This is a genomic window from Actinomyces graevenitzii C83 (assembly GCF_000239695.1).
In the GTDB taxonomy this organism is placed as follows: Bacteria; Actinomycetota; Actinomycetes; order Actinomycetales; family Actinomycetaceae; genus Actinomyces; species Actinomyces graevenitzii.
In genome coordinates, this window is sequence record NZ_JH470338.1 from 1,029,675 (window position 1) to 1,053,601 (window position 23,927).

The window sequence follows — 23,927 nt, forward strand, 5'->3', positions numbered from 1 at the left end:
TCGGGGCTTGGCACCTCCCCAACAAAAGGTGCCAAGCCCCGACGTTTCAATTATCTGGATCAGGCGGTGAAGCCGATGTCCTCAGCGCGGTAGCTAGCCAGGCCTACTGCACCAAAGTTGGCCAGCTTCTTAGGCACAGCGGTCAGCTGCATACGCTCGTAGATCGGGAAGTTCAAGACGTTCTCCCAGATGATCTCGTCAGCCTGGTTGGTCATGGCAACACGCTTCTTGTGGTCAGCCTCAACGGCGATCTTGTCGATCAGCTCGTTGAGCTCCTTGATGCTCTGACCAGTGAAGTTGGAGTTACCCTTACCGTAGATCTGACCGATGTTCATCATCGGGTAGGGGGTGCCCTGCCAGGTGAAGGAGGTGATCTCGAAGTTCTTCTTGTTGATGTAGTCCTTGAAGTACTTGGCGGACTCGACGTCCTCCATGACAACCTCCATACCGATCTTCTTCAGCTGGCTCTGCAGCAGCTCAGACTCGGTCTTGGTGGTAGGTACGGCGGTGGGACGGGTGTACTTGATGCTCAGCTTCTTGCCGTCCTTGACGCGGATAGCACCGGGGCTGGGCTCCTTCCAACCAGCGCCATCGAGCAGCTTCTTGGCAGCCTCGACGTCGTGAGACCACTTGGTGGAGTTGTCTACGTAGCCTTCCTGACTGGGCATGAAGAAGTGGTTACCAAGCAGCACCTTGTTGGCGTCAACCGGCATACCGGCCAGCGAGGACTTGGTGATGGCAGCCCGGTCAGTGGCACGCATCAGGGCCTGACGTACGGCCTTGTCAGCCAGCACACCGGAGGAGGCGTTCAGGGTGAAGTGACGCCACTGCAGACCAAAGTTCTGACGTACCTCAGCGTCGGTACGCTGCTGGGCCTGCTTGTAGGTGTTGGCACTGATGATGTAGTCCAGGACGTCGATCTCCTTGTTAGCGAAGGAGGTCGCCTCAGCAGCACTGTCCAGCACACGGAAGGTCACCTTGTCCAGTAGCGGCTTGTCGCCCCACCACTTCTCATTGGGAACCAGGGTGACTACCTGCTGAGCCTCGTTGTAGGACTCAATCTTGAAGGGGCCGGCGTACCAGTCGTTGTTGTAGGTCTTGGCCATACCGTTGTTGAAGACCTCGGCGGTGGCCACCTGCTCCTTGGGCAGGGTACCGGAAATGACGGAGGTCCAGTCCGGGAAGGCAGACTTGAAGTAGAACTTCACCGTGGTGTCGTCAACCTTCTCTACCTTTTCGATCTGGTCGTAGCCGTCGGTAGAGGCCCACAGGTAGTTCTTATCCTGAGTGCACTTAATGGTGGCAATGAAGTCATCCGGGCTGATCTGGCGCCCGCTGTTCCACTTAGCCTTGGGGTTGAGCACCATGGTCACGGTGGTCTTGCCGTCCTTGGTTACATCCTCAACCTTGGTGACGAAGTTGGGGTTGGGCTTAGCCTCACCCTTGTCGTCATAGTCAAAGAAGCCAGGAGCAACGAAGTTGTAAATGTTCTTAAGGTCTACACCGTTACCGTCAACGGTGGAGTTGTTCCAGTTGGCAACGGGAGTGCCCATACCGAAACGCAGGGTACCACCCTGCTTTAGGCTGCCACGCTCAACCTTGTTAATAGCTTTGGCGGCAGTGGCGCCAGATTCGCTTGATCCCGAACACGCAGCCAGAGTAGCGAGCATTGCAGCAGATGCAGTGCCTGCTAAAAACATCCTCCGGTTAATCATCATTTGAACTTCTCCTTGTTGGGTTCCGGCGAGTCCCTAGGAGCGAGCGTACGAATCGCTCGCTGTGGACTCACACAGACATGGAAACATATGCACGGGAATTTATACAAGCATTTTCCAAATACTGATACATATTCGATATTTTGAATATTTTGATAGTTTCACGCATGTTTCGGATTGATTTCTAGAAGTTACACTCAAGAAAATGCTACGAAGTTTACCAGCTCAAAAGACTTCCGAGAGCGGCCTCACAACAAAGCAAAATGCCCGCTGCATGATTACTCATGCAGCGGGCATTTAAAGGTACTTAAGCCCTATCAGGCGACGAAACCTACGTCTTCACCGCGCACAGTGGCCAGACCAAAAGCACCGTAGTTGGCTAGCTTCTTGGGCACACCGCACAGGTCGGGACGCTGGTAGAGCGGGAAGTTCATGACGTTTTCCCAGATCAGAGCGTCAACCTTGTTGGTCATCTCAACACGCTTGGCGTTGTCAGTCTCAACCGCGATCTTCTTGATAGCCTCGTCGATGGCATCGACGCTGTAACCAGAGAAGTTGGACTGAGAGTCCTTGCCGTAGACCTGACCGATGTTGTTCATCGGGTACTGGGTCAGCTGCCAAGCGAAACCGGTAACCTCGAAGTTCTTCTGAGAGATGGTCTTGAAGTAGCTAGCAGACTCAACTTCCTTCATCTGCAGATCGATACCGATCTTCTTTAGCTGGTTCTGCAGTAGCTCAGACTCGTTCTTGGTGGTAACCACGCCGGTAGGACGGGTGTAGTAGATGGTCAGCTTCTTGCCGTTCTTTTCACGGATGGCACCAGCGCTGGGCTCCTTCCAGCCAGCCTCGTCAAGTAGCTTCTTAGCCTTCTCAACGTTGTAGGCCCACTGAGCACCATTATCCTTGTACTCGTTCTTCTGGGTGGGCATGAAGAAGTGGTTACCCAGCAGGAAGTCCTTAGGCTTGACCGGCAGGCCGGCTAGCAGAGCGCTAGCGATTTCCTGACGGTTGGTGCCCAGCAGGAAGGCCTGACGTACAGCTTTGTCACTGAGGATGCCGTGACTACCGTTAATGGTGACGTGGCGGTACTGCAGACCGAAGTTCTGACGCACCTCGGCGTCAGTACGAGTCTGGGCCTGCTTGAAGGTGTCGGCGGTAACGATGCTACGCAGTACGTCTACTTCCTTGTTAGCAAAGGCGCCAGCGGTAGCAGCACTGTCTAGGTAGCGGAAGGTGATCTTATCGAGCTTACCCTTATCACCCCACCACTTTTCGTTACGCTCTAGGGTAACCAGCTGCTGAGCAGCGTCGTAAGACTTGATCTTGTAGGGGCCGGCGAACCATTCGTTCTTGTACTTGGTAGCGTCCTTAACGCCATCGTTGAAGGCGGCAGGAGTGGCTACCTGAGCCTGCGGCATCACGGTGATAACAGCAGACCAGTCGGGGTAGGTGGACTTCCAAGTAATGGAGAACTTGGTGTCACTTTCCTTATCGAACTTCTCGATGTCGACTAGACCATCGGTGGAGGCCCACCCATAGTCTTTGTTGGTGGCGCTCTGCATCGTCTTGATGTAGTCATCAGCCACGATCTTCTTACCGTCGCCCCAAACGGCCTTGTCGTTCAGCTCGATGGAAACAACGGTCTTACCGTTCTTAACCTCGCCCTTGATGGACTTGAAGAACTCCGGACGCGGGGTAGCCTTACCAGCAGAGTCGTACAGGAACAGGGAAGGTGAGATGAAGGCAAAGATCTGACTCATCGCGGCGGTGTTGCCTTCAACGGTGGAGTTGTTCCAGTTGGCGATCGGGTCACTCAGAGCAAACTTAAGCTCGCCGCCGTCCTTCACCTTGTCACGTGCAACGACGTTAACAGCCTGCTTTAGGTTTTCACTGCCGCCGTCGGAGTTAGAAGATGAAGCGCAAGCCGCTAGGGCTGCCAGAACCGCAGTAGAGGCTGAACCAGCCAAGAACATACGACGGTTGATCATCATTTGATGACTCCAATTCTCATGAGATTTAGGAAAGCACGTTAGCCAAATAATGAGACAAACATGCAACGCTGAAAAGTAAATCGCACATAGGGCGCTGTGCGCAAACTATTGACCGCTATACGGACAAAATTGCCACCAAACGTAACAGTTTGGTGGCAATTTCGTTTAGTAACAGAGCCGTTTAGACCTAGAAGACGCTGGTGCGCTCCGGGTAGTGGCAGGCGGCCTCGTGGTCATCACCCATGTGCTTGAAGTCAGGCAGCTTGTCGATGCACTGCTTCTGATCAGCCTCATTAAGGGTGAGGAACTTGGGGCAGCGAGTGCGGAAGCGGCAGCCCGAAGGCGGGTTAGCCGGGCTCGGCAGGTCACCTTGCAAAATGATGCGGCTACGGGTGCGTTCCTTGGCCGGGTCCGGAATCGGAATGGCGCTTAGCAGGGCCTGGGTGTAGGGGTGAGCCGGAGCTTCGAAAATCTCATCGATGTCACCGATCTCAACGATCTTGCCCAGGTACATGACGGCCACACGGTCACCAATGTGACGCACCACAGATAGATCGTGAGCCACGAACAGGTAGCTCAGCGACAAGGTCGCGCGCAGCTCATCAAGCAGGTTAATCACACCAGCCTGAATGGATACGTCCAGGGCCGAAACCGGCTCATCCAGTACCAGCAGGCTGGGTTCTAGCGCTAGCGCACGGGCAATACCAATACGCTGACGCTGACCGCCAGAGAAGTTACGGGCGTAACGGTTGGCGTGGCTGGGCTCTAGGCCCACCAGGGTCATTAGCTCAGTAATGCGCTTATCAATGTGTTCCTTGCTGTAACCATTGTGGCGCATAGGCTCAGCGATCAGGTCATACACCGGCAGACGCGGATCCAGGGAGGCCATCGGGTCCTGGAACACGATCTGCAGGTCGCGACGAACTTCCTTACGGGCGCGGCGGTTTAGCTCAGCGGTGTCGCGGCCAAGTACCACGATCTTGCCCTGCTCGGGCTTGAGCAGGTTCAGCACCTGCATCAAGGTGGTGGTCTTACCACAACCGGACTCACCCACCAGGGCCAGAGTCTCACCACGACGCACGTCGAAGGAGATACCGTCCACGGCGTGTACCGTACCCACGCGACGCTTGAAGACGGCGCCCTTGGTTAGCGGGAAGGTCTTAACCAGGTCGTTAACTCGCAGAACCTCGGGACGATCAGCGTGGGGCAGGTTCAGGGTGTCCGGAGTCTTCAGCTCAGGAGCCGGGTAGATGTCCAGGTAGGTTAGTGATTCCTTGGCGATCTTATCGGCGTGATAGCAGGCAGACAGGTGTACTTCACCCGACTTGCCCGGCTCACCATGCTTCTTCAAGGTAGGTTCTTCGCCGTGACACTTGTCGGTTACCAGCGGGCAACGCGGTGCGAAGGGGCAGCCCTTAGGCAGGTTTAGCAGCGAAGGCGGGTTACCCTCCAGGGTTGCCAGAGCGGCATCCTTCTTAGCATCCAGACGCGGCAGGGAACCGAGCAGACCAATGGTGTAGGGCATGCGCGAGTTGTAGAAGATCTCGTCAACATCGCCAGTTTCCACAATGCGTCCGGCGTACATAACTGCTACGCGGTCGGCCATACCGGCCACCACACCCAGGTCGTGGGTAATCATGATGACGCCGGCGCCGGTTTCGCGCTGAGCCACCTTTAGGACCTCAAGGATCTGGGCCTGAATGGTTACGTCCAAAGCTGTGGTGGGCTCGTCCGCAATGATCAGGTCAGGGTTGTTAGCGATAGCAATAGCGATAACTGCACGCTGACGCATACCACCGGAGAACTCGTGAGGGTAAGCCTTGGCACGCACAGTGGGGTTAGGAATACCCACCATGTCCAGCAGCTCAACCGCACGCTTCCAGGCGGCGTCGTCGTCATACTTGTCGTTGTGGGTCTTAAGGGCCTCAACGATCTGGTCACCCACGGTGTAAACGGGGGTCAGGGCGCTTAGCGGATCCTGGAACACCATGGATAGCTGAATACCGCGCACCTTAGACATGTAGGCGTCGCTACGACCCAGCAGCTCAGTGCCGTGCAGCTTAACTGAACCAGAAATTTCCGCAGACTCATCCAGCAGCCCCATTACGGCAGTGGAGGTTACTGACTTACCAGAACCAGACTCACCTACCAGGGCTAGAGTCTCGCCACGGTTAACCTTCAGGTTCACTCCGCGTACAGCGTTTACGCGCCCATCCTCAGAGGGGAAAGATACGCACAGATCGCGCACCTCCAGCAAGGGAGCGCCAGACTTGGGATCAGGCAGATCTGCAGCGTTGAAAGACTCCTTGTGGGCCTTCTTAGCCTTTGCGTCCACTTTAGACTTCTTCACTTGAGTTTCCGGATCTTTTGTCTTGCTCATGCCTTACCTCCGGACTTGGAAGAGGGGTCGATAGCATCGCGCAAGCCGTCACCTACGAAGTTCACGCAGGTCAGCATCACGATCAGTACCACAGCAGGAGCCATGAAGATCCACTCTGCGGTGGTAGCAGAAGTCTGTCCTTCAGCGATGATGGTACCCAGTGAGGTGTTGGGCGCCTGCACACCAAAGCCGAAGTAGGACAGGGTGGTTTCACTAAGCACTGCGTAAGCCACGTTGATGGTGGCGTCAATAATCAGCAGCGAAGCGATGTTAGGAATGATGTGACGGAAAATGATGACCGGGCTGGGCACGTTCATAAATCGGGCCGCAGTCACATAGTCAAGGTTCTTAACGCTCAAGGTCATAGAGCGCACCACACGCGCGGTAAGCATCCACCCGAAACCGGCCAACAGCACGATAAACAGGGTGATGGAGCCCTTCGAGGCACCCGCCTTCTGCGACATGATAGCGATGATCAGGAAGGAGGGGACCACCAGCAGCAAGTCGGTGCACCACATGGCGATCTTTTCCCACCAGCCACCAAAGTAGGCAGCAGAGCTACCGATCAGGGCCGCAATGGAGGTCTGGATCAAGGCCACCGCGAAAGCGATCATGAGGGACTTACGCGTACCCTCCATGGTCAGGGCCAGTACGTCCTTACCGGATTGGGTTGTGCCCAGCGGGTGACTGCCGCCAGGAGGAGTTAGGAAGGCTTCGCCGTCGACGTCGAGGTAGCTCCAGCGATAAACGAAGGGACCAATGATAGCCACTGCAATCAGAATCAGCAGCCCAATTAGACCAATAACAGCAGAGCGGTTACGCAAGAAGCGACGCAGAATGAGCTGACCGTGGGTTAGGCGCTTTTCAGGCTTAACCTCTGCGGCTTCCTCTTCAATTTCAGTTTCAACGATTTCGCTCATGTTCAGCTTACCCTCACTCGCGGGTCGACAACTGCAACCAAAATGTCACTCAGGAGGGCACCGCTTAGAGTACACAGACCCGAGAAGGCAACCACCGCAGTAGTACCGTTAATGTCCATACCGCTAATGGCGTTAACCGAGTATTCACCCATACCGTGCCAGCCATAAACACGCTCAGTGATAGCAGCACCGGTGAACAAACCGGCCAGAGCAAAAGCAAAGTAAGTGGCCATAGGAATCAGCGCAGTACGCAGTGCGTGGCGGGTTACGGCACGGCGCTTGGTCAGGCCCTTAGCGCGGGCGGTACGCACATAGTCAGCACCAAGGGTGTCAAGCATCAAGTTACGCTGGTAACGCGAGTAGCTGGCGATACCGGCTAGCGACATTGACAAGGTTGGCAAAATCAAGTGGTTAAGCCGGTCTGCAAAACCTTCACCTTCACCAACGAAGGAAAGAATCTGCATACCGGTAGCGGTGTTCAGGTGTACCGCCCCCACCTGGAGTAGGGTTGCCAGAACCATGGCCGGAGTGGAGATAACCACCATAGCGATGAAAGAAATGGCGCGGTCGGACAGGCTGTACTGACGGGTAGCGGTCCAGGCACCCAGCGAAACACCGCCAACCATACCAATAAGTGCACCCAGCACCACCAGGCGCAGCGAAACGCCTACTTTAACAGCAACCAGAGCGTTAACAGATTCGCCCTTAGGGGTGAAACCCCAATCCCAGCTGCTCAGCACAGTTTGCAGCCAAGTGGTGTAACGATCCCATACCGGCAGCTCGTGGCTGATGTTGTATTTGATCAGGTTTGCGTTAATGGCGTTCCAGTTTAGGTTTGGGTTAGAACGGTCCCATAACGTAGAGGGGTCCATCGAGATGGATGCCAAGATATACGCTAGTGATGTTGCCAGGAACAGCAACACTACATAGTTGAATATCCTTCTCAGCAGGTATACAAACATTCGGTATCTCTCTCCGGTTCGATCGCGCCTGCGCGTAGCGGCTGCAATCTGCGGAACATGACCGCGCCCCGAAGTATTACTCTTGCAGGGCACCAATTAAGTAAAGAATACCCGACCGGGCGTCACAAAGTTGTAACTATGGCCGAATATTGAAACTTTCCCGCGCAAGCCCATGCGCTACCCAGCCCCTAAAAATACTTGCAAAAGTACGTCTGATCAGGGGTTTTATAAACTCTCTAGGATGCCAGTCACAGTGAGTAATTGAGTAAATTTTATTTTTGACCACTATCGCGAGACCTAGTAAATAGGCAACAAAAACGTATAGATAATCAGCTTAGGCTACGCTTACCCACAACTTGACTGCCCCTATTACCAGGCCTGAGCTAGCAGCTCATAGCTGCGCCGACGCGCGGCGGCGTCATGAATAAAAGACAGGCAGATAATGTCTTCCAGCTCCCAGCGCTGCGCCATTTCATGCAGCTGGGCGGCCACGCGCTGGGGCGTGCCCACAAAGAAGTAAGCCAGTGAGTCATCAACCATGCTAGCCCGCTCCCCGGCCAACGCACGCCAAGCCTCAGGATCGCTAGTAGGCTCATCAAGCGGCCCCGGGCGGCCAGCCACAATTCGGGCATTAGCCGCGCGCGCCGTCGTCGCCAAATACTGAGCCTCTTCATCAGTGGGCGCAACCACCACATTAAAAGCAGCAGCCGTACGCGGGTGCGAAGCCTGAGCGTAATCACTAGCCCCATTGAAAACCGAGCGGTAAGCCATAACCGCCGCCTCAGCCTGAGCCGGCGCAAAATGCGCGGCCACAGCAAAACCCAAGCCCAAACGACCAGCCACACGCGCCCCATTAACAGAAGAACCCAAAATCCACAGCGGCGGATTAGTCCCCTCCCCCGGCAAGGCGCGGGCCCTAGAGCTAGCCACCCAAGCCACATCGTGGGCGCTAGTTTGCGCGGCCACAGACCCCGGCAAAGTCTCAAAAAGCGAGTCATTAGCAGCCAGGTAATCGGCCAGCTCAGTTACTTCGTCAACAAAAGACGCCGGATCAGCCTCGCGCCGGCGCAACGCCCGGGCCGTTACCGGATCAGTGCCTGGAGCTCGCCCCAAACCCACCTCAACGCGGCCCGGATACATGGTGGCCAGGGTACCAACCGCCTCCGCCACCACTAAAGGCGCATGATTAGGGAGCATGACCCCACCAGAAGCCACCGTGATACTTTCCGTAGCCGCTAACACTTGCCCCATCAGCACTGTGGTGGCTGAAGAGAGGAAGGTAGTTGAGCCGTGGTGCTCAGCCAACCAGTAGCGGGCATAGCCAGCTCGCTCAGCGCTTTGGGCCAATAGGACCATTTCTTGCAAGGCTTGGCTGCGGCTACGACCTTGGCTTACGGGCACCAGGTCCAACACGGAAAGCGTGGGCTTAGCTTGGCTCATGCTCCCTAGTCTACTTTGCTATTTGTCAGTGACTACGACGTGCCACAGTTGCCAGGTAGGCAACTACCAGGGCGGCCTTGAGGGCGTCACCCACAATAAAGGGCGCAAGTCCTAGGCTCAGCGTGGCCAGCAGGCTCTTGCCACTGGCGATCCACAGCCAGGTAAGGCCAGGCAGGTAAATGACAGCACTAGCTGCCAAAACCCAGGTTAAAGCAGCTAGCAGGCTGCCGTTGCGGGCGGCGCGAGCAGCGTAACCACCCAGCAGCGCGGCCGGAATATAGCCCAGCACATACCCAAAGGTCAGGGTAAAGCCAGCGGTAAAACCAGCGAAAATAGGTGCACCCAGGCTACCTAGCAGCGCGAACGTAAGTGCACTGGCGCTACCGTAGCGGCGGCCCAGCAGCACGCCCACAGCAATAGCCGCGAAAGTACCTAAGCTAACGGGAACCGGGGTGAAGGGTAGGGGAATTCGTACCTGGCTAAGCACTGCTAGCGCTAGTACGCCGAAGGAAATTTTGGCAACGCCACTGGCCAGTTGGGTGGCGCTGAGCTTGCGGGCAACCGAGGGGTTTAGGGCAGTAACTGAGTTCGACATGTAACCCAGCCTAGGTCTCTTAACCCATAGTCTCCTAGCGCCTTAAGTGCCAGTTTGTCACCTGTGTTATTTGTGGAAAAGCTACAAGGTGGTGGTGGCGGGGATTTTATCGCCAGCAATTACACTCTGTGCCCAGGCCATCAGATCTGCGATTACCTCATCGCGGTTGAGCTCGTTGAGGATTTCGTGGCGGGCCTCGGGGTACAGGCGCATGGTTACCTCGCTTAAGCCGGCTTTTTGCAAGGTGCGGGCGACGGCGCGCACCCCCTTACCCTGCCCACCTACCGGATCATTGGCGCCGCTGATAAGCAGAATTGGCAGATCTTTGCGCATGCGGGCAATGCGGCGCGGCTTGGACACTGTCAGGGTCAGTCCCACCAGGGCCTTGAAGAAACCGGTGGTCATGGTGAAACCGCACAAGGGGTCACGCAGATAGGCATCCACCTGGGCGGGGTCGCGTGAAAGCCAGTCAAAGGCGGTGCGGGGGTTTTCAAAGGCCCGGTTAAAAGGCCCAAATGCCAGTTCTTGCAGGGCCCGCGAGTAGTAGTGGGTGCCGCGCCGGCTGCATTCGAGGCTGGCCACGCTATAACCCAGGCGATTAACCAGCCCAGCGCCGTCGCCGGTGCCCATGGCGATCAGGGCGTCAAGCTGATCCGGGTGGCTAATGGCAAATTCACGCGCCTCAAATGAACCCCAGGAGTGGCCCATAACGATTACCGGCAGCTGCGGGTAGGTTTCATGCAGGTAGCGGTTGACCACGAAAATGTCATCTAAAACCGTGTGCGGCTCACCAATATAGCCGCGCGGATAGATTTCACTGATGGCACTGCCGTGACCGCGCTGATCGTGTGCGGCCACAATAAACCCCTGGGACGCCGCCGCTTTAGCGAAGTAGTCGTAGCGGCGGGCGTGTTCAGCGGTGCCGTGGATGAGCTGGATGATTGCGTGTGGGGACGGGGGTTCCCATATATACAGCGGGATGTTATTGGCGTCTTGAGATTGCAGACTAAGTTGTTGCAACATGACCACCTTCGATTAAGTACAGTATTTGCCTTATTGTCATGAAAATATCAGGTTTTTGTCTGGTCCACTATTACAATTTGGTATATGTTCGCTGCTCACAACGCTTTGATACCAGCTGTTTACATCATGTTAGTGCGCCCGGGCCAGGCGGGAGCGGAAATTTTGCTGCAGCTACGCCAGGGCACGGGCTTTATGGATGAACACTGGGCTTGTGGCGTGGCCGGGCATCTTGAATATGGCGAGCAGCCCGCGCAAGGGGCGCTGCGCGAATGCCTGGAAGAGATTGGTTTGCAGCTGGAGCCCCAGGATTTGCAGCCCTTCCAGGCGGTGCATCGCATGCATTCTGACCAGCCTATTGATCAGCGTGCTGACTTCTTTTTCCTGTGCCGCCATTGGCAGGGCCAGCCGCGCCTGGCTGAGCCCGATAAGGCCGCCGCATTGGCTTGGTTCCCGCTAGCGGACCTACCCAGCCCGCTGGTGCCCCACGAGGGGGCGGTAATTGCGCGCCTGGCTGCTTTTATTAACGACGACGTCGCCCCAGCCCCCTTCGCAGTGTATCCCGCCAGCTAATGGCCTGTGCTGCACCCCAGCTAGCGGCTTGGGCTGGCGCCAGCCGACCCGGGCGCACCTTAAAACGGCCTAAGCGCTTAGGCGCCAGCCGCTCACAAGGGCCGCTGGTGCCAGCGTTAACTGACGCAAAGCAAACGCAGGGCGGGTGGGTGCCTGTTGGCACCCACCCGCCCGATTGTTTTTGCTCAGCCTAGCGTGCGCGCTTAACGCGCACGTTTAACAGCTCAGAACTGGTAGTCCGTGGAGAATCCAGTGTGGTAGTCATCGGAGAAGTCCGCGTGGAAATCGCCTAGACCGTAGTTGTTGGCTACCTGGGTGTCGCCAGTGCGGGAGAAAATCTCCGCCTTAGCGGCTTCGGTGGGCTCCACCTCAACATCGTGGTAGCGGGCCAGACCGGTACCGGCCGGGATCAGCTTACCGAGGATGACGTTCTCCTTCAGGCCCATCAGGGTGTCAGAGCGGCCGTTCATGGCGGCCTCAGTGAGCACACGAGTGGTTTCCTGGAAGGAGGCGGCAGACAGCCACGAGTCGGTAGCCAAGGAGGCCTTGGTGATACCCATCAGTTCGGTACGGCCCGAGGCGGGCTTGCCGCCCTCAGCCATAGCCTTGCGCGACTGCTCGCGGAAGGTCATCACATCCACAAAGTCACCCTGCAGCAGCTCGGTGTCACCAGGGTCAAGCACGGTTACGCGACGCAGCATCTGGCGCACAATAACCTCAATGTGCTTGGCGTGGATGTCCACACCCTGGTCGCGGTACACCTTCTGGACCTCATCCACCAGGTGACGCTGGGTGGCAGAAACCGAACGCAGACGCAGCACCTTCTTGGGGTCAATCGGACCCTCAGTCATGGGCTGACCCGGGTCAACGTGGTCGCCTTCCTTCACCAGCAGCTTGGCGCGGCGCGAAACCGGAACCACCAGGTCCTCTTCGGCGTCGTCACGCTTAATGACCAGGCGCTTACCGTCGACGTCGTCCTCAATAGCCAGGCGGCCAGCAGCCTCAGCCACCACGGCCTCACCCTTAGGCGTACGGGCTTCGAAAAGCTCCTGCACACGAGGTAGACCCTGGGTGATGTCGGCACTGGTAGCCGCACCACCGGTGTGGAAGGTACGCATGGTCAGCTGGGTACCGGGCTCACCAATGGACTGGGCGGCAATAATACCCACAGCCTCACCGATGTCCACGCGCTTACCGGTGGCCAGCGAACGGCCATAGCAGGCGGCACAGGTACCGACGGCAGAGTCACAGGTGAGCACGGAACGAATCACGATGGACTCGATGCCGGCAGCCACCAGCTTCTCAATGGCGACGTCGCCGACGTCCTCACCAGCAGCCAGTACCACGTTGCCCTCAGCGTCCACGGCGTCGCGGGCCAGGGTACGGGCGTAGGCGGTGGTCTCCACGATCTCGCCGGGAACCAGGTTGCCGGCAGCGTCGCGGTCAGCGATCTGGACGGTTAGACCCTTGCGGGTGCCACAGTCCTCTTCACGCACAATCACGTCCTGGGCCACGTCCACCAGACGACGGGTCAAGTAACCCGAGTCGGCGGTACGCAGAGCGGTGTCGGCCAGACCCTTACGGGCACCGTGGGTAGCGGTGAAGTACTCCAGAACGCTTAGACCCTCACGGTAGTTGGAGGTAATCGGGCGCTCAATCAGACGCTGCTTGGGGTCAGACACCAAACCACGCATACCCGCCAGCTGGCGGATCTGGTCCCAGTTACCACGCGAACCGGAGGAAACCATGCGGTAAACCGTGTTGCGCTCAGGGAAGTTGTCTCGCATAGCCTGGGCCACCTCGTTAGTGGCTTCAGTCCAGATCTTGATCAGCGCGTCGTAACGGTCATCCTCGGTGAGCATACCTTCAGCGAAGTCTTCTTCGATCTTGGCAGCCTGGGCTTCGTAGCCAGCCAGAATCTGGGGCTTAGAAGCGGGCGAAACCACGTCGGAGAAGGCTACGGTCACACCAGACCAGGTGGCCCAGCCGAAACCGGAGTTCTTCAAAGCATCCAGCGAGGCGGCTACCTCCACGCGGGGGTAACGCTCAGCCAGGGTGTTGATGATGTCGGAGAGCTTCTTCTTGTCAACAATCTCGTTGACGTAGGGGAAGGTACCCGGCAGGTTGATGTTGAAGATGGCGCGACCCAGGGTGGTACGCAGGGTGATGGGGTCACCCTCGGTGTAGTTCTCCGGAGCTACCCAGCCGATGGGCGGGGTGATGCCCTCTTCAAAACGAATGTCAGCTAGCGCGTTTAGGTGCAGCTTGCCGAAGTCGAAAGCCATCTTGGCCTCAGCGAAGGAGGATAAAGCGGGCACTACCGGCTCACCGTTAGCGTCTTTTTCAACCTCAACCGCCGGGTCGGGGTTGCTGGTCAGGTGGAACAGACCGGCAATCATTTCCTGGGCCGGCATGGTCACCGGGCGACCATCGGAAGGCTTAAGAATGTTGTTGGCACTGAGCATCAAAATGCGGGCCTCAGACTGGGCCTCTGCACCTAGCGGCAGGTGCACAGCCATCTGGTCGCCGTCGAAGTCAGCGTTAAAGGGGGCACATACCAGCGGGTGCAGCTGAATAGCCTTACCCTCAATCAGCTGGGGCTCGAAAGCCTGGATACCCAGACGGTGCAGGGTAGGTGCACGGTTAAGCAGCACCGGGTGCTCACGAATAACCTCAGCCAGTACGTCCCAAACCTCGGGGTTAGAACGCTCCACCATACGCTTGGCGGCCTTAACGTTCTGAGCCCGCTTCTGTTCAACCAGGCGCTTCATAACGAAGGGCTTGAACAGCTCCAGGGCCATCTGGCTGGGCAGACCACACTGGTGCAGCTTGAGCTGGGGGCCACCGACGATTACCGAACGGCCAGAGTAGTCCACACGCTTACCCAGCAGGTTCTGACGGAAACGACCCTGCTTACCCTTGAGCATGTCAGACAGGCTCTTGAGCGGGCGGTTACCGACGCCGGTAACCGGGCGGCCACGGCGACCATTGTCGAACAGCGCGTCCACAGCTTCCTGCAGCATACGCTTTTCGTGGTTAACCATGATCTCGGGGGCGTCTAGGTCCATTAGGCGCTTGAGACGGTTGTTACGGTTAATCACACGACGGTAGAGGTCGTTGAGGTCACTGGTGGCGAAGCGGCCACCATCGAGCTGCACCATGGGGCGCAGGTCCGGCGGGATTACCGGGATAACATCCAGCACCATAGCCTCGGGGCTGGTGTTGGTGGCGCGGAAAGCGTTGATCACCTTCAGGCGCTTGATGGCGCGGGTCTTGCGCTGGCCGGTGCCGTTAGCGACGATCTCGGTCAGTTCCTCAGCGGCCTTGTCTAGGTCGAAGGTACGCAGACGCTGCTGGATGGCCTCAGCACCCTTGGCACCCTTGAAGTAGATGCCGTAGTCAACCGCCATGTCACGGTAGAGAACGTCGTCGCCCTCCAGGTCACCGACCTTAAGGTTAACGAAACGATCCCAGATCTTGTCCATGTGCTCTAGGGTCTTGAGGTTACGACGACGCAGCGCACCAATGTCGCGCTCAGCGGTGCGGCGTAGCTTCTCAAGCTGATCAGCCTTGGCGCCCTCAGCGTCCAGCTGGGCCACTTCAGCTTCTAGGCGACGCTGACGCTCTTCCACGTCAGCTTCACCGCGCTCAGTGACCTGCTTCTTCTTGAGCTCAAACTCAGTGCGCAGCATGGGTAGATCATCGTGGCGAGACTTCTCGTCCACCTCGGTGATCATGTAAGCGGCGAAGTAAATGACCTTCTCTAGGTCCTTGGGGGCCAGGTTGAGCAGGTAGCCCAGGCGTGAAGGCACACCCTTGAAGTACCAGATGTGAGTTACCGGAGCGGCCAGCTTGATGTGACCCATGCGCTCACGGCGCACCTTGGAGCGAGTAACCTCAACCCCACAGCGCTCACAAATGATGCCCTTGTAACGTACACGCTTGTACTTACCGCAAGAGCACTCCCAGTCGCGGGTAGGACCGAAAATCTTCTCGCAGAAGAGACCGTCCTTCTCGGGCTTGAGGGTACGGTAGTTGATGGTTTCAGGCTTCTTAACCTCGCCGCGTGACCAGGTGCGGATGTCATCCGAGGAGGCTAGGCCCAGGTGAATGCGATCGAAGACGTTAGCGTCGAGCACAGTTCCTACTTCCGAAATGTCTGCAAAGTCTTTGTCTTATCAGTGCCTGTAACAGCTATGAAAGTGCTGCGCAGGGAAGAACGCGTGTGGGCTGCAGGCTGCTAGCAGCCCACACGCAGTTAGGATCAGATAACACTCAGGTCAGTGTTAGGGCGGCGACCCAGGTCAAAGCCCAGCTGGTCAGAGCTGCGGCGACGCGAGTCGTCATCGACGCCATCGAGGGAGATAACGTTTCCAGCCGCATCCAGAGCCTCTACGTTCAGGCACAGAGACTGCATTTCCTTCATAAGTACCTTGAAGGATTCGGGGATGCCGGGCTCAGGAATGTCCTCACCCTTAACAATGGCTTCATACACCTTTACACGACCGACAACGTCGTCAGACTTGACGGTCAGGAGTTCCTGCAGAGCATAGGCGGCGCCATAAGCCTCCAGTGCCCACACCTCCATCTCACCGAAGCGCTGACCACCGAACTGGGCCTTACCACCCAGCGGCTGCTGGGTAATCATGGAGTAAGGACCGGTGGAACGGGCGTGGATCTTGTCGTCCACCAGGTGGTGGAGCTTAAGGATGTACATGTAACCCACAGAGATGGGGTACGGGAAGGGCTCACCGGAGCGGCCATCGAACAGCTGGGCCTTACCGTCGGGACCAACTAGCTGGACGCCGTCGCGGTTAGGCAAAGTGGAGTCAAGCAGACCCATTAGCACGTCGTCGGCCACACCATCGAATACCGGGGTGGCGATCGGGCTGTGAGCCGGGGCCTTAACCGCGAACTCGGGCAGCTTGTTGGCCCACTCTTCACCGGCTTCACGCTTAGCAGTGGCATCCCAACCACGCGAAGCGATCCAACCCATGTGGATTTCCAGCACCTGACCAACATTCATACGGCTGGGCACACCCAGCGGGTTAAGAATGATGTCTACCGGAGTACCGTCAGCTAGGAAGGGCATGTCCTCGATCGGCAGGATCTTGGAGATAACACCCTTGTTGCCGTGACGGCCAGAGAGCTTGTCACCGACGGTGATCTTACGGCGCTGGGCAATGTGTACGCGCACCATGCGGTTCACGCCAGCGGGCAGCTCGTCGCTGTCGCCAGCCACGATTTCACGCACCGCAGTGACGATGCCGTATTCACCGTGGGGCACACGCAGCGAGGTGTCACGCACTTCGCGGGCCTTCTCACCGAAGATGGCGCGCAGCAGGCGCTCTTCACTGGTCAGCTCGGTTTCACCCTTCGGGGTGACCTTACCAACCAGGATGTCACCGCTGTTAACCTCAGCACCGATGCGGATAATGCCGCGCTCGTCTAGGTTAGCTAGTGCGTCTTCACCCACGTTGGGGATGTCGCGGGTGATTTCCTCGGCACCAAGCTTGGTGTCGCGAGCGTCAACCTCGTGCTCCTGAATGTGAATGGAGGTCAGCAGGTCGTCAGAGACCACGCGCTGAGACAGGATGATGGCGTCCTCATAGTTGAAACCTTCCCAGGTCATGAAGGCCACCAGCAGGTTCTGGCCCAGGGCCAGGTCGCCGCCGTCGGTAGCGGGGCCGTCAGCTAGGACGGTGCCTACCTCAACGCGCTCCCCCTCATCAGCAACCACGCGCTGGTTGTAGCAGTTGCCCTGGTTAGAACGCAGGAACTTAGCCACCTTGTATAGGGACTCGGAACCGTCGTCGTTGGCTACACGCACGAAGTCTGCGCAAACCTCAGTGACCACACCGGCCTTAGCGGCTACTACCACGTCACCAGCGTCGACGGCGGTGCGGCGCTCCATACCGGTACCCACCAGCGGGGCGTCGGGACGGATTAGCGGCACAGCCTGGCGCTGCATGTTGGCACCCATCAGAGCGCGGTTAGCGTCGTCGTGCTCCAAGAACGGAATCAGGGAGGTACCCACAGACACCATCTGGCGGGCAGACACGTCCATGAAGTCAACCGAGTCAACCGGCATCAGGGCCGGCTCACCGTCACCCAGACGGCACAGCACAGCCTCGTCAACGAAGCGACCCTCGTCGTCGAGCTTAACCGAAGCCTGAGCGATAACGTGACGCTTCTCGTCGTCGGCGGTTAGGTAGTGCACCTCGTCAGTAACCTGACCGTCACGCACCACACGGTAGGGGGTTTCGATGAAACCGAAGGGGTTGATGCGGGCGAAGGTAGCCAGCGAACCGATCAGACCAATGTTTGGGCCTTCAGGAGATTCGATGGGGCACATACGTCCGTAGTGCGAGGTGTGAACGTCACGCACCTCCATACCGGCGCGCTCACGGCTCAAACCACCGGGGCCAAGGGCCGACAGGCGGCGCTTGTGGGTCAAACCAGCCAGCGGGTTGTTCTGGTCCATGAACTGACTGAGCTGAGAAGTACCGAAGAACTCCTTGATAGCGGCAGTCACCGGACGGATGTTGATCAGGGTGTTGGGGGTGATGGCCTCAGCGTCCTGGGTGGTCATGCGCTCACGCACCTGACGCTCCATACGGCTCATACCAGTGCGCACCTGAGACTGGATGAGCTCACCGACGGCGCGGATGCGGCGGTTACCGAGGTGGTCGATGTCGTCGTACTCAACCGGGATGTCAACTTCTTCGCCGTCACGGAAGCCCTTGACTGCGTCCTGGTGCTGGTGCAGAGCCAGCAGGTACTTGATGGTGGCGTTGATGTCCTCGATGCGCAGCACAGACTCGGTCAGGTCTGCGGCGATACCCAGCTTCTTGTTGATCTTGTAGCGACCAACCTTGGCTAGGTCGTAGCGCTTGGGGTTGAAGTAGAAGTTCTCCAGCAGGGCGCGACCGGCCTCAACGCTCGGCGGCTCACCGGGGCGGATCTTGCGGTAGATGTCCAGCAGCGCCTCGTCCTGGGTGGTTACCTTGCGGTCGCCGTCCAGGGCGGAGGTTAGGGCCGGGTAGTCGGCGAATTCCTTGCGGATTTCAGACTCGTCCATACCCAAAGCCAGCAGGAACACGGTGATGTCCTGCTTGCGCTTACGGTCGATACGTACGAATACGTGGTCGTTCTTGTCTACCTCGAACTCAAGCCAGGCGCCGCGTGAGGGGATCACCTTGGCGTTGTAGATCAGCTTGTCGGTGCCCTTTTCGACGCCGCGCTCGAAGTACACGCCGGGGCTACGCACCAGCTGGGAGACAACCACACGCTCGGTACCGTTGATAATGAAGGTACCGCGCTCAGTCATGAGCGGGAAGTCACCCATGAACACGGTCTGGGACTTAATCTCACCGGTGTCGAAGTTGTCAAAGTCGGCCACCACATACAGCGGTGCGGAGTAGGTCTGACCCTTCTCTTTGCACTCGTCAGCCGTGTACTTGGGCTCTTCGAAGCGGTGGTCGTGGAAAGACAGGGACATGGTTTGTCCAAAGTCTTCAATCGGGGAAATCTCTTCGAAGATTTCCTCCAGACCGGACACCTCAGGCAGTGAACCCGGGCGAACGGCGTTGGCGGCTTCAACACGCTCGCGCCAACGCTCGTTACCGACGAGCCAGTCGAAACTCTCGGTCTGTAGGGCTAGTAGATTCGGAACCTGCATCGGCTCCGCAATGGTGGCGAAGTTAATGCGACGCGACGCAATACGCGCCGCGATGGCTTCAGCAGTAGGTGCAACAGGGGTGCGCGAAGCAGCCAAAAGGAGACCCTTCCTTAACGATCGCGGTTACACGCGCGCGGTCTAGTATTTTTTCCCGCATGTCACGCCTTGCGGCGGGGCAAAAACGACAAGCATACACAATGCACGCAAAGCGCTAGCGTACACGGATACCACAAATGTGTCTATACTAGTGCGCGCTCTCTACGCTGCGATACGCGCCACATGCGGCACATAATACAACATTTTCTAAGCCCATAGCCAGTGCCGGCCATTAGCTGGCCGGCACCAAAGCTATGCGCTAACCATTTCGGTGGGTGTTGATATATGTCTTGTATTCGTTAGTGGCTTGACGTACCAGTTTGAGGCGGGCTTGCCAGTAGTTTGGGTCACGCGCCAGGATTTGCTCTTGCCCAACCCATTGCAAGTCGTAGACCAGCTGTTCATAGCCACTTTGTTCACGGCATTTTGCATCTGCTACGGCAAGCTTAATTTCTTCTGCACTGACGTTAGTGTCAGTGGCAGTATCGTCAGCGTCAGGCTGGCCTAGCCCAAATTTTGTGGCCACCGACTGAGCCATTTGCGGCTCTTCTGGCAGATCCGCAATCCCTTGAGGGGCCATGCATTTACGCCAGCGTTGCGCGGCAGCACGCACCTTTGGAAGTTTCGAGACGTCATTGACATAGGGGGCCACATCGCCTTCTAGCTTGTCTGAAGCCTTAAAAACTCCGCTAGAGCGCAGCTTTTCGCTGCAGGCCATAAATGTTTTATCGGCAGCAGGATCTTTAAGTAATTGGTTTTTCTGCTCAACTACCTTCAGCCACTCTTCACGATGCTTACTGGGCGCACGGTGGTAGCCATAGGCTTGTGCTTTGGCCACAGTAAAGCGCCCGTTATAACCGGAAGGGCTTTCCAGCGGCGTGGCAGGATCGTTCCAATCGTAGGTTTGTACTGGATACTCATAGCCGCTTTGTTTCATGCAGTTAGCGATATATAGGTTCTCGGCGTAAGTCTGCAGCCTATCGTCTGGTAACCGATAGGGGTCTGCTGGCAAAGCTCCCTTAGTTGAGTCTTTTTTGACTAGACCGTCTTTAGACATTGTCCCATCTGCTGGGGCGCTGATTTGTGAAACTTCTTGAGCGCTTACTTCTTTGTTATTAGGAGCATCATCCGCGCATCCTGATACGCATAAAAGCAATGCGATCGCAGCCGGAAGAAAACCCCTCATCCTTGAGTGTAGGTACATGACTCCCCCTAGGTGACCATCCGTTGGTTGATTACATTTTTAGCACATAAAACAAAAAAATCTTTCTTACACACCAAAGTAGTTAAATGTTAGCCTCGTAGAGCTTGGGCCGGTTGCACAGCGGCCACGCGCCGCAAAGCAGCCAATGAACCTAGTAAGCCTGTAAGCAACCCTGCCAGCATTCCAATTGGTAAAGCCCACGGATCCATTACCGGCTGCCACCGTTGCACCACGGTTACCACCAAAATCGCTAACACAGCCACTAATGCGCCAAACAGGCCACCGATAAAGCCAATAAACATTGATTCAAGCGCAAGCAAAACTCGCAAATGGCGTTTACGGCCACCAATTGCGCGTCGCAAAGCCAGCTCTCCCTGCCTTTCATGCACCGCCCCGCTCATCGCACTAGACAAAGACAACACTGCCACCAGCACAGACACGCCGGTCAAAGTTAGTAAGACAGCCTGTAGTGAGCCCTCGATCTGGTCTCTTAAACCACGCGGGTCAGGTGGTGCATCAACACTCATAGCATCAACTTGTGTTGGATCCCAGGTTAAAGGCACTGCTTTAGCTACTTGTTGGGCAGCTCCAGGAGCTACTTTAATTTCTAAACCCAGCGATACTGGCTCACCCAACTGGCGAGCAACTCTATAGTTAAGTCCTATCCCGGCGAGCATTTCTGCACGTATACCGGCATCTTTAATAATCCCTACAACCTCATAGGGCACGCCGTTAATCCATACAGTTGGATCAGCGCTTAACGGACCTAATTCAAGTTTTTCAGCAGCGTTTTGTCCAATCAAAATCTGGTTATCTGCCAGATGCGTGAGTTTAGCGCCCACCCATTGCACAGTGAATAGGGAGCTATCAACGCCTATATCATCAAAGCCGTAGATGCGGGCTCGTTGCCCTTTTTCTCCCAGCCGCGTAGCAACCTCAATATCATCACCTTCGGTGAAGAATAGGCTAGAGTCCACTCCCGGCACGGAGTTAATTTTTTTCCAGGTTGACTGCCTCCAGCTGTTAAGCATGGGAGTAACTACCTGGGCAGAATCTTCATTATGCACAGCCACCGCCACGCGCGTATTACGGGTGGCATCAAAGGTGGAAGACACTTGCGCCCCAATCGTTTGCCCCAGCCCTAAAGTGCTAAGGGCTAGCGCCACCCCTAGTAAAACCACCCCAACCAAACGAGCTGTTCTACGCGGAGTTGAGGCAAGGTTGGCCGCTACATCCTGCAAAGCCGAACGCCACTTAACTTTAGAGGCAACCCCTAGTGCTTGCGGGATCTGCACTGGAGGTATCACCTCAGTCGCCTCGGCTACATGCACCCCCTTGTTAGGCGTTATTTCACTAACTACACCGTCTATAACGTGCAGTTGACGTGGGCATGAAGCAGCAATTGCAGGATCGTGAGTAACGATTACAACCGTGGTGCCACGCTCATGTAAGCCGCGCAGTAAAGCCACAATTTCAGCTGAAGATTTACTGTCAAGGTTACCTGTAGGCTCATCAGCAACCAGCACAGGGGCATTAGCCACAATAGCGCGCGCAATTGCTACACGCTGACGTTCACCGCCTGAAAGTTGGTCAGCAGCAAAATCTCTACGTTTACTTAAACCTACATATTCCAGTGCCTCGCGCGCTAACTGTAAAGCTTGCGCACGTACCACTCCCCTATACTGCAGGCCTAAAGCAACATTATCTAATACTGATCGTTTTTTAAGCAGGTGAAATGACTGGAAAATAAATCCAAAAGTGTTACTACGTAATTTAGCACGCGCATCCTCGTTTAGCCCAGATACATCTGTATCATCTAGTAGATAGGCTCCTGAAGTTGGGGTATCGAGAAGCGCTAAAACATTTAGTAGCGTTGATTTGCCAGCACCTGATGGCCCGGTAATAGCAACCAACTCACCTTGGTTAATTTTCAGGTTTACCCCACGCAAAGCATGTACCTGCACGGTACCTGGATATACTTTATCTACATCAACCAGTTCAATTACGGTCATTGGTCTACTCTTACCTGATCACCTGCACGTAACTGAGTAGATTTGACAGAGCATTGTCCTGCCACACAGCCCAGCTCTTCAACAGAGATTTTTTTCCAGGTTTTACCTTCAAGTTTAAGCACACTGGTGGTTCCATCAGCTGCTGCCGCAACTGCACGTTTAGGCACTATAAAGCCGCCGCGAATAGTTGGGGTGCGTTCAATGGTAATAAGTATGGTAGAGCCAATCTTTTGACTACTTAACAAGGTAGCGTCAGAGGCAGTGAAGATACCTTTTTGTACTTTAGGAGCGGCTGGGCCGGCCTGATTTGCAGAATCTTTACTGCCCTGTTTGTTGTCGCTTTCTTCTTCAATTTTACTAAGAGTTAACTGTACCTTTTTGCCACCTATGGTGGCCCAGGCGGTAGCGCCAACCTTTATTTGCGTGCTTACCTGTGCGGGAAGTTCAGTGCTAAGTTGACTGCCTTGACCGGCAACCGTTAGCTTTGCGTTTTCACTAAGCGTTGCCCCTGCCGCCGGGATATCTGTTAATACCCTGCCCTGTTCCAGTGAGGGCACAAACAAGTATTCAGACTGGTTAAGCAGCACCTGTTTTTTAGCTTTTTTATCGCTCTCGCCCTGGTTACGGTCCGTTTGCCCGGCGGCTGAGTCACTCTTATCGGCTTTATCTGCCCCAGTTTTACCCGTTCCGGTTTTATCTGTCTTTTCTGCCTGGTCAGTGTCTTTTCCGCCCTGCTCGCTATTTTCTGCGGTGGTGGTGTTAACTTCTGATCCGTTATCTTGGTACAGATTAGTTAATGCCCGCGCTGTGGCATCATCAAATTTACTGTTTGCTTCAACTTGATAGCCAATAGAAGCCAAGGCTTGCTGTAGCTGCAATACATCTGTGCCGCTATCTCCTTGGCGCAGATCACGATAGGCCGGGACTGCGCCAGAAAAAGCAAATACTGGGCGGTCATTTATCCAAAGCAGCACGCTACCTGAGGTAATTTGCTTTCCAGAAGCTAACCCGGCTTTAGTTACTACCGCATGTTTTGTGCCATCAGGCAAGGTAAGTTGATAGTCAGTGCTTGCAAGTGCACTTATAGTTGCGTTAGCAGTTACCGTATCTGTCAGCTCTCCAGTTGCAACTGTTGCACTAACTGGACGCTGTTGTGGTGGTTGAGCTGCCGCCTGACGCTGCGCAGGAGACTGCATAGTGCGCGCCAGCCACCATGTGCCCCCAATGGCCAGCGCGAAAACCGCCAGAATCACTACAGATACGAGTATTTTATGCTTACGCATACTAATCACAACACTAAATTTTTTATATTTAAAAACCTTGACTTGGAAGTGCTCA

The 23,927-nt window shown here is 56.2% G+C and carries 14 protein-coding genes; 1 reads left to right on the top strand and 13 read right to left on the bottom strand.

What is annotated here, in order from left to right; all coding sequences use genetic code 11:
* Positions 1-59 precede the first annotated feature (59 nt).
* The 8 genes from HMPREF0045_RS04425 to HMPREF0045_RS04460 form a co-directional block, all read right to left on the bottom strand.
* Entirely contained in the window at positions 60-1,718 is a 1,659-nt protein-coding gene (locus HMPREF0045_RS04425) for an ABC transporter family substrate-binding protein (protein ID WP_005985923.1), read from the bottom strand.
* Between the two features lie 314 nt (positions 1,719-2,032).
* Positions 2,033-3,706 (bottom strand): ABC transporter family substrate-binding protein, encoded by a 1,674-nt coding sequence (locus HMPREF0045_RS04430; RefSeq protein ID WP_005985925.1) that lies wholly within the window; start codon positions 3,704-3,706, stop codon positions 2,033-2,035.
* Between the two features lie 187 nt (positions 3,707-3,893).
* Positions 3,894-6,086 carry an ABC transporter ATP-binding protein gene (locus HMPREF0045_RS04435; protein WP_005985927.1) on the bottom strand — a complete coding sequence of 731 codons (2,193 nt, stop codon included), beginning with the start codon at positions 6,084-6,086 and terminating at the stop codon, positions 3,894-3,896.
* Positions 6,083-7,006 (bottom strand): ABC transporter permease, encoded by a 924-nt coding sequence (locus HMPREF0045_RS04440; protein WP_005985929.1) that lies wholly within the window; start codon positions 7,004-7,006, stop codon positions 6,083-6,085. Before HMPREF0045_RS04440 ends, HMPREF0045_RS04435 begins: the two co-directional genes overlap by 4 nt.
* A 2-nt stretch (positions 7,007-7,008) precedes the next feature.
* The gene (locus HMPREF0045_RS04445; protein ID WP_005985930.1) at positions 7,009-7,968 is read right to left on the bottom strand and encodes an ABC transporter permease; all 960 of its coding nucleotides are present in this window, start codon (positions 7,966-7,968) and stop codon (positions 7,009-7,011) included.
* Positions 7,969-8,337: 369 nt separating this feature from the next.
* Positions 8,338-9,408: an LLM class flavin-dependent oxidoreductase gene (locus HMPREF0045_RS04450; protein WP_005985932.1), complete on the bottom strand. Its 1,071-nt coding sequence runs from the start codon at positions 9,406-9,408 to the stop codon at positions 8,338-8,340.
* A gap of 25 nt (positions 9,409-9,433) precedes the next feature.
* Positions 9,434-10,003, bottom strand: coding sequence for a biotin transporter BioY (locus HMPREF0045_RS04455; protein ID WP_005985934.1), 570 nt, complete (start codon positions 10,001-10,003; stop codon positions 9,434-9,436).
* Positions 10,004-10,084: 81 nt separating this feature from the next.
* Entirely contained in the window at positions 10,085-11,026 is a 942-nt protein-coding gene (locus tag HMPREF0045_RS04460; RefSeq protein ID WP_005985936.1) for an alpha/beta fold hydrolase, read from the bottom strand.
* A gap of 84 nt (positions 11,027-11,110) precedes the next feature.
* Here HMPREF0045_RS04460 and HMPREF0045_RS04465 point away from each other — a divergent pair, with 84 nt between their 5' ends.
* Positions 11,111-11,596 carry an NUDIX hydrolase gene (locus HMPREF0045_RS04465; protein ID WP_005985937.1) on the top strand — a complete coding sequence of 162 codons (486 nt, stop codon included), beginning with the start codon at positions 11,111-11,113 and terminating at the stop codon, positions 11,594-11,596.
* A 224-nt stretch (positions 11,597-11,820) separates the two neighbouring features.
* Here the strand turns inward: HMPREF0045_RS04465 and HMPREF0045_RS04470 are convergent, their stop codons facing one another.
* The 5 genes from HMPREF0045_RS04470 to HMPREF0045_RS04490 form a co-directional block, all read right to left on the bottom strand.
* Positions 11,821-15,735: a DNA-directed RNA polymerase subunit beta' gene (locus HMPREF0045_RS04470; RefSeq protein ID WP_005985939.1), complete on the bottom strand. Its 3,915-nt coding sequence runs from the start codon at positions 15,733-15,735 to the stop codon at positions 11,821-11,823.
* A 125-nt stretch (positions 15,736-15,860) separates the two neighbouring features.
* Positions 15,861-19,373 (bottom strand): DNA-directed RNA polymerase subunit beta, encoded by a 3,513-nt coding sequence (gene rpoB / locus HMPREF0045_RS04475; protein ID WP_005985940.1) that lies wholly within the window; start codon positions 19,371-19,373, stop codon positions 15,861-15,863.
* Positions 19,374-19,632: 259 nt separating this feature from the next.
* Positions 19,633-20,430, bottom strand: a complete 798-nt coding sequence (locus tag HMPREF0045_RS04480; protein ID WP_040315707.1) for a hypothetical protein — start codon at positions 20,428-20,430, stop codon at positions 19,633-19,635.
* Positions 20,431-20,666: 236 nt separating this feature from the next.
* A complete protein-coding gene (locus HMPREF0045_RS11225; protein ID WP_005985944.1) occupies positions 20,667-22,589 on the bottom strand; it encodes an ABC transporter ATP-binding protein/permease in 1,923 nt (640 codons plus the stop codon).
* Positions 22,586-23,872, bottom strand: coding sequence for a peptidoglycan-binding domain-containing protein (locus HMPREF0045_RS04490; RefSeq protein WP_005985946.1), 1,287 nt, complete (start codon positions 23,870-23,872; stop codon positions 22,586-22,588). Before HMPREF0045_RS04490 ends, HMPREF0045_RS11225 begins: the two co-directional genes overlap by 4 nt.
* Between the last annotated feature and the right edge of the window lie 55 nt (positions 23,873-23,927).

Bases quoted from the DNA above. Each gene is read 5' to 3' on its own strand.
- HMPREF0045_RS04465 (WP_005985937.1), top strand. From the start codon at position 11,111: ATGTTCGCTGCTCACAACGCTTTGATACCAGCTGTTTACATCATGTTA.
- HMPREF0045_RS04450 (WP_005985932.1), bottom strand. From the start codon at position 9,408: ATGAGCCAAGCTAAGCCCACGCTTTCCGTGTTGGACCTGGTGCCCGTA.
- HMPREF0045_RS04430 (WP_005985925.1), bottom strand. From the start codon at position 3,706: ATGATGATCAACCGTCGTATGTTCTTGGCTGGTTCAGCCTCTACTGCG.
- HMPREF0045_RS04445 (WP_005985930.1), bottom strand. From the start codon at position 7,968: ATGTTTGTATACCTGCTGAGAAGGATATTCAACTATGTAGTGTTGCTG.
- HMPREF0045_RS04455 (WP_005985934.1), bottom strand. From the start codon at position 10,003: ATGTCGAACTCAGTTACTGCCCTAAACCCCTCGGTTGCCCGCAAGCTC.
- HMPREF0045_RS11225 (WP_005985944.1), bottom strand. From the start codon at position 22,589: ATGACCGTAATTGAACTGGTTGATGTAGATAAAGTATATCCAGGTACC.
- HMPREF0045_RS04480 (WP_040315707.1), bottom strand. From the start codon at position 20,430: ATGTCTAAAGACGGTCTAGTCAAAAAAGACTCAACTAAGGGAGCTTTG.
- HMPREF0045_RS04435 (WP_005985927.1), bottom strand. From the start codon at position 6,086: ATGAGCAAGACAAAAGATCCGGAAACTCAAGTGAAGAAGTCTAAAGTG.
- HMPREF0045_RS04425 (WP_005985923.1), bottom strand. From the start codon at position 1,718: ATGATGATTAACCGGAGGATGTTTTTAGCAGGCACTGCATCTGCTGCA.
- HMPREF0045_RS04490 (WP_005985946.1), bottom strand. From the start codon at position 23,872: ATGCGTAAGCATAAAATACTCGTATCTGTAGTGATTCTGGCGGTTTTC.
- HMPREF0045_RS04440 (WP_005985929.1), bottom strand. From the start codon at position 7,006: ATGAGCGAAATCGTTGAAACTGAAATTGAAGAGGAAGCCGCAGAGGTT.
- HMPREF0045_RS04460 (WP_005985936.1), bottom strand. From the start codon at position 11,026: ATGTTGCAACAACTTAGTCTGCAATCTCAAGACGCCAATAACATCCCG.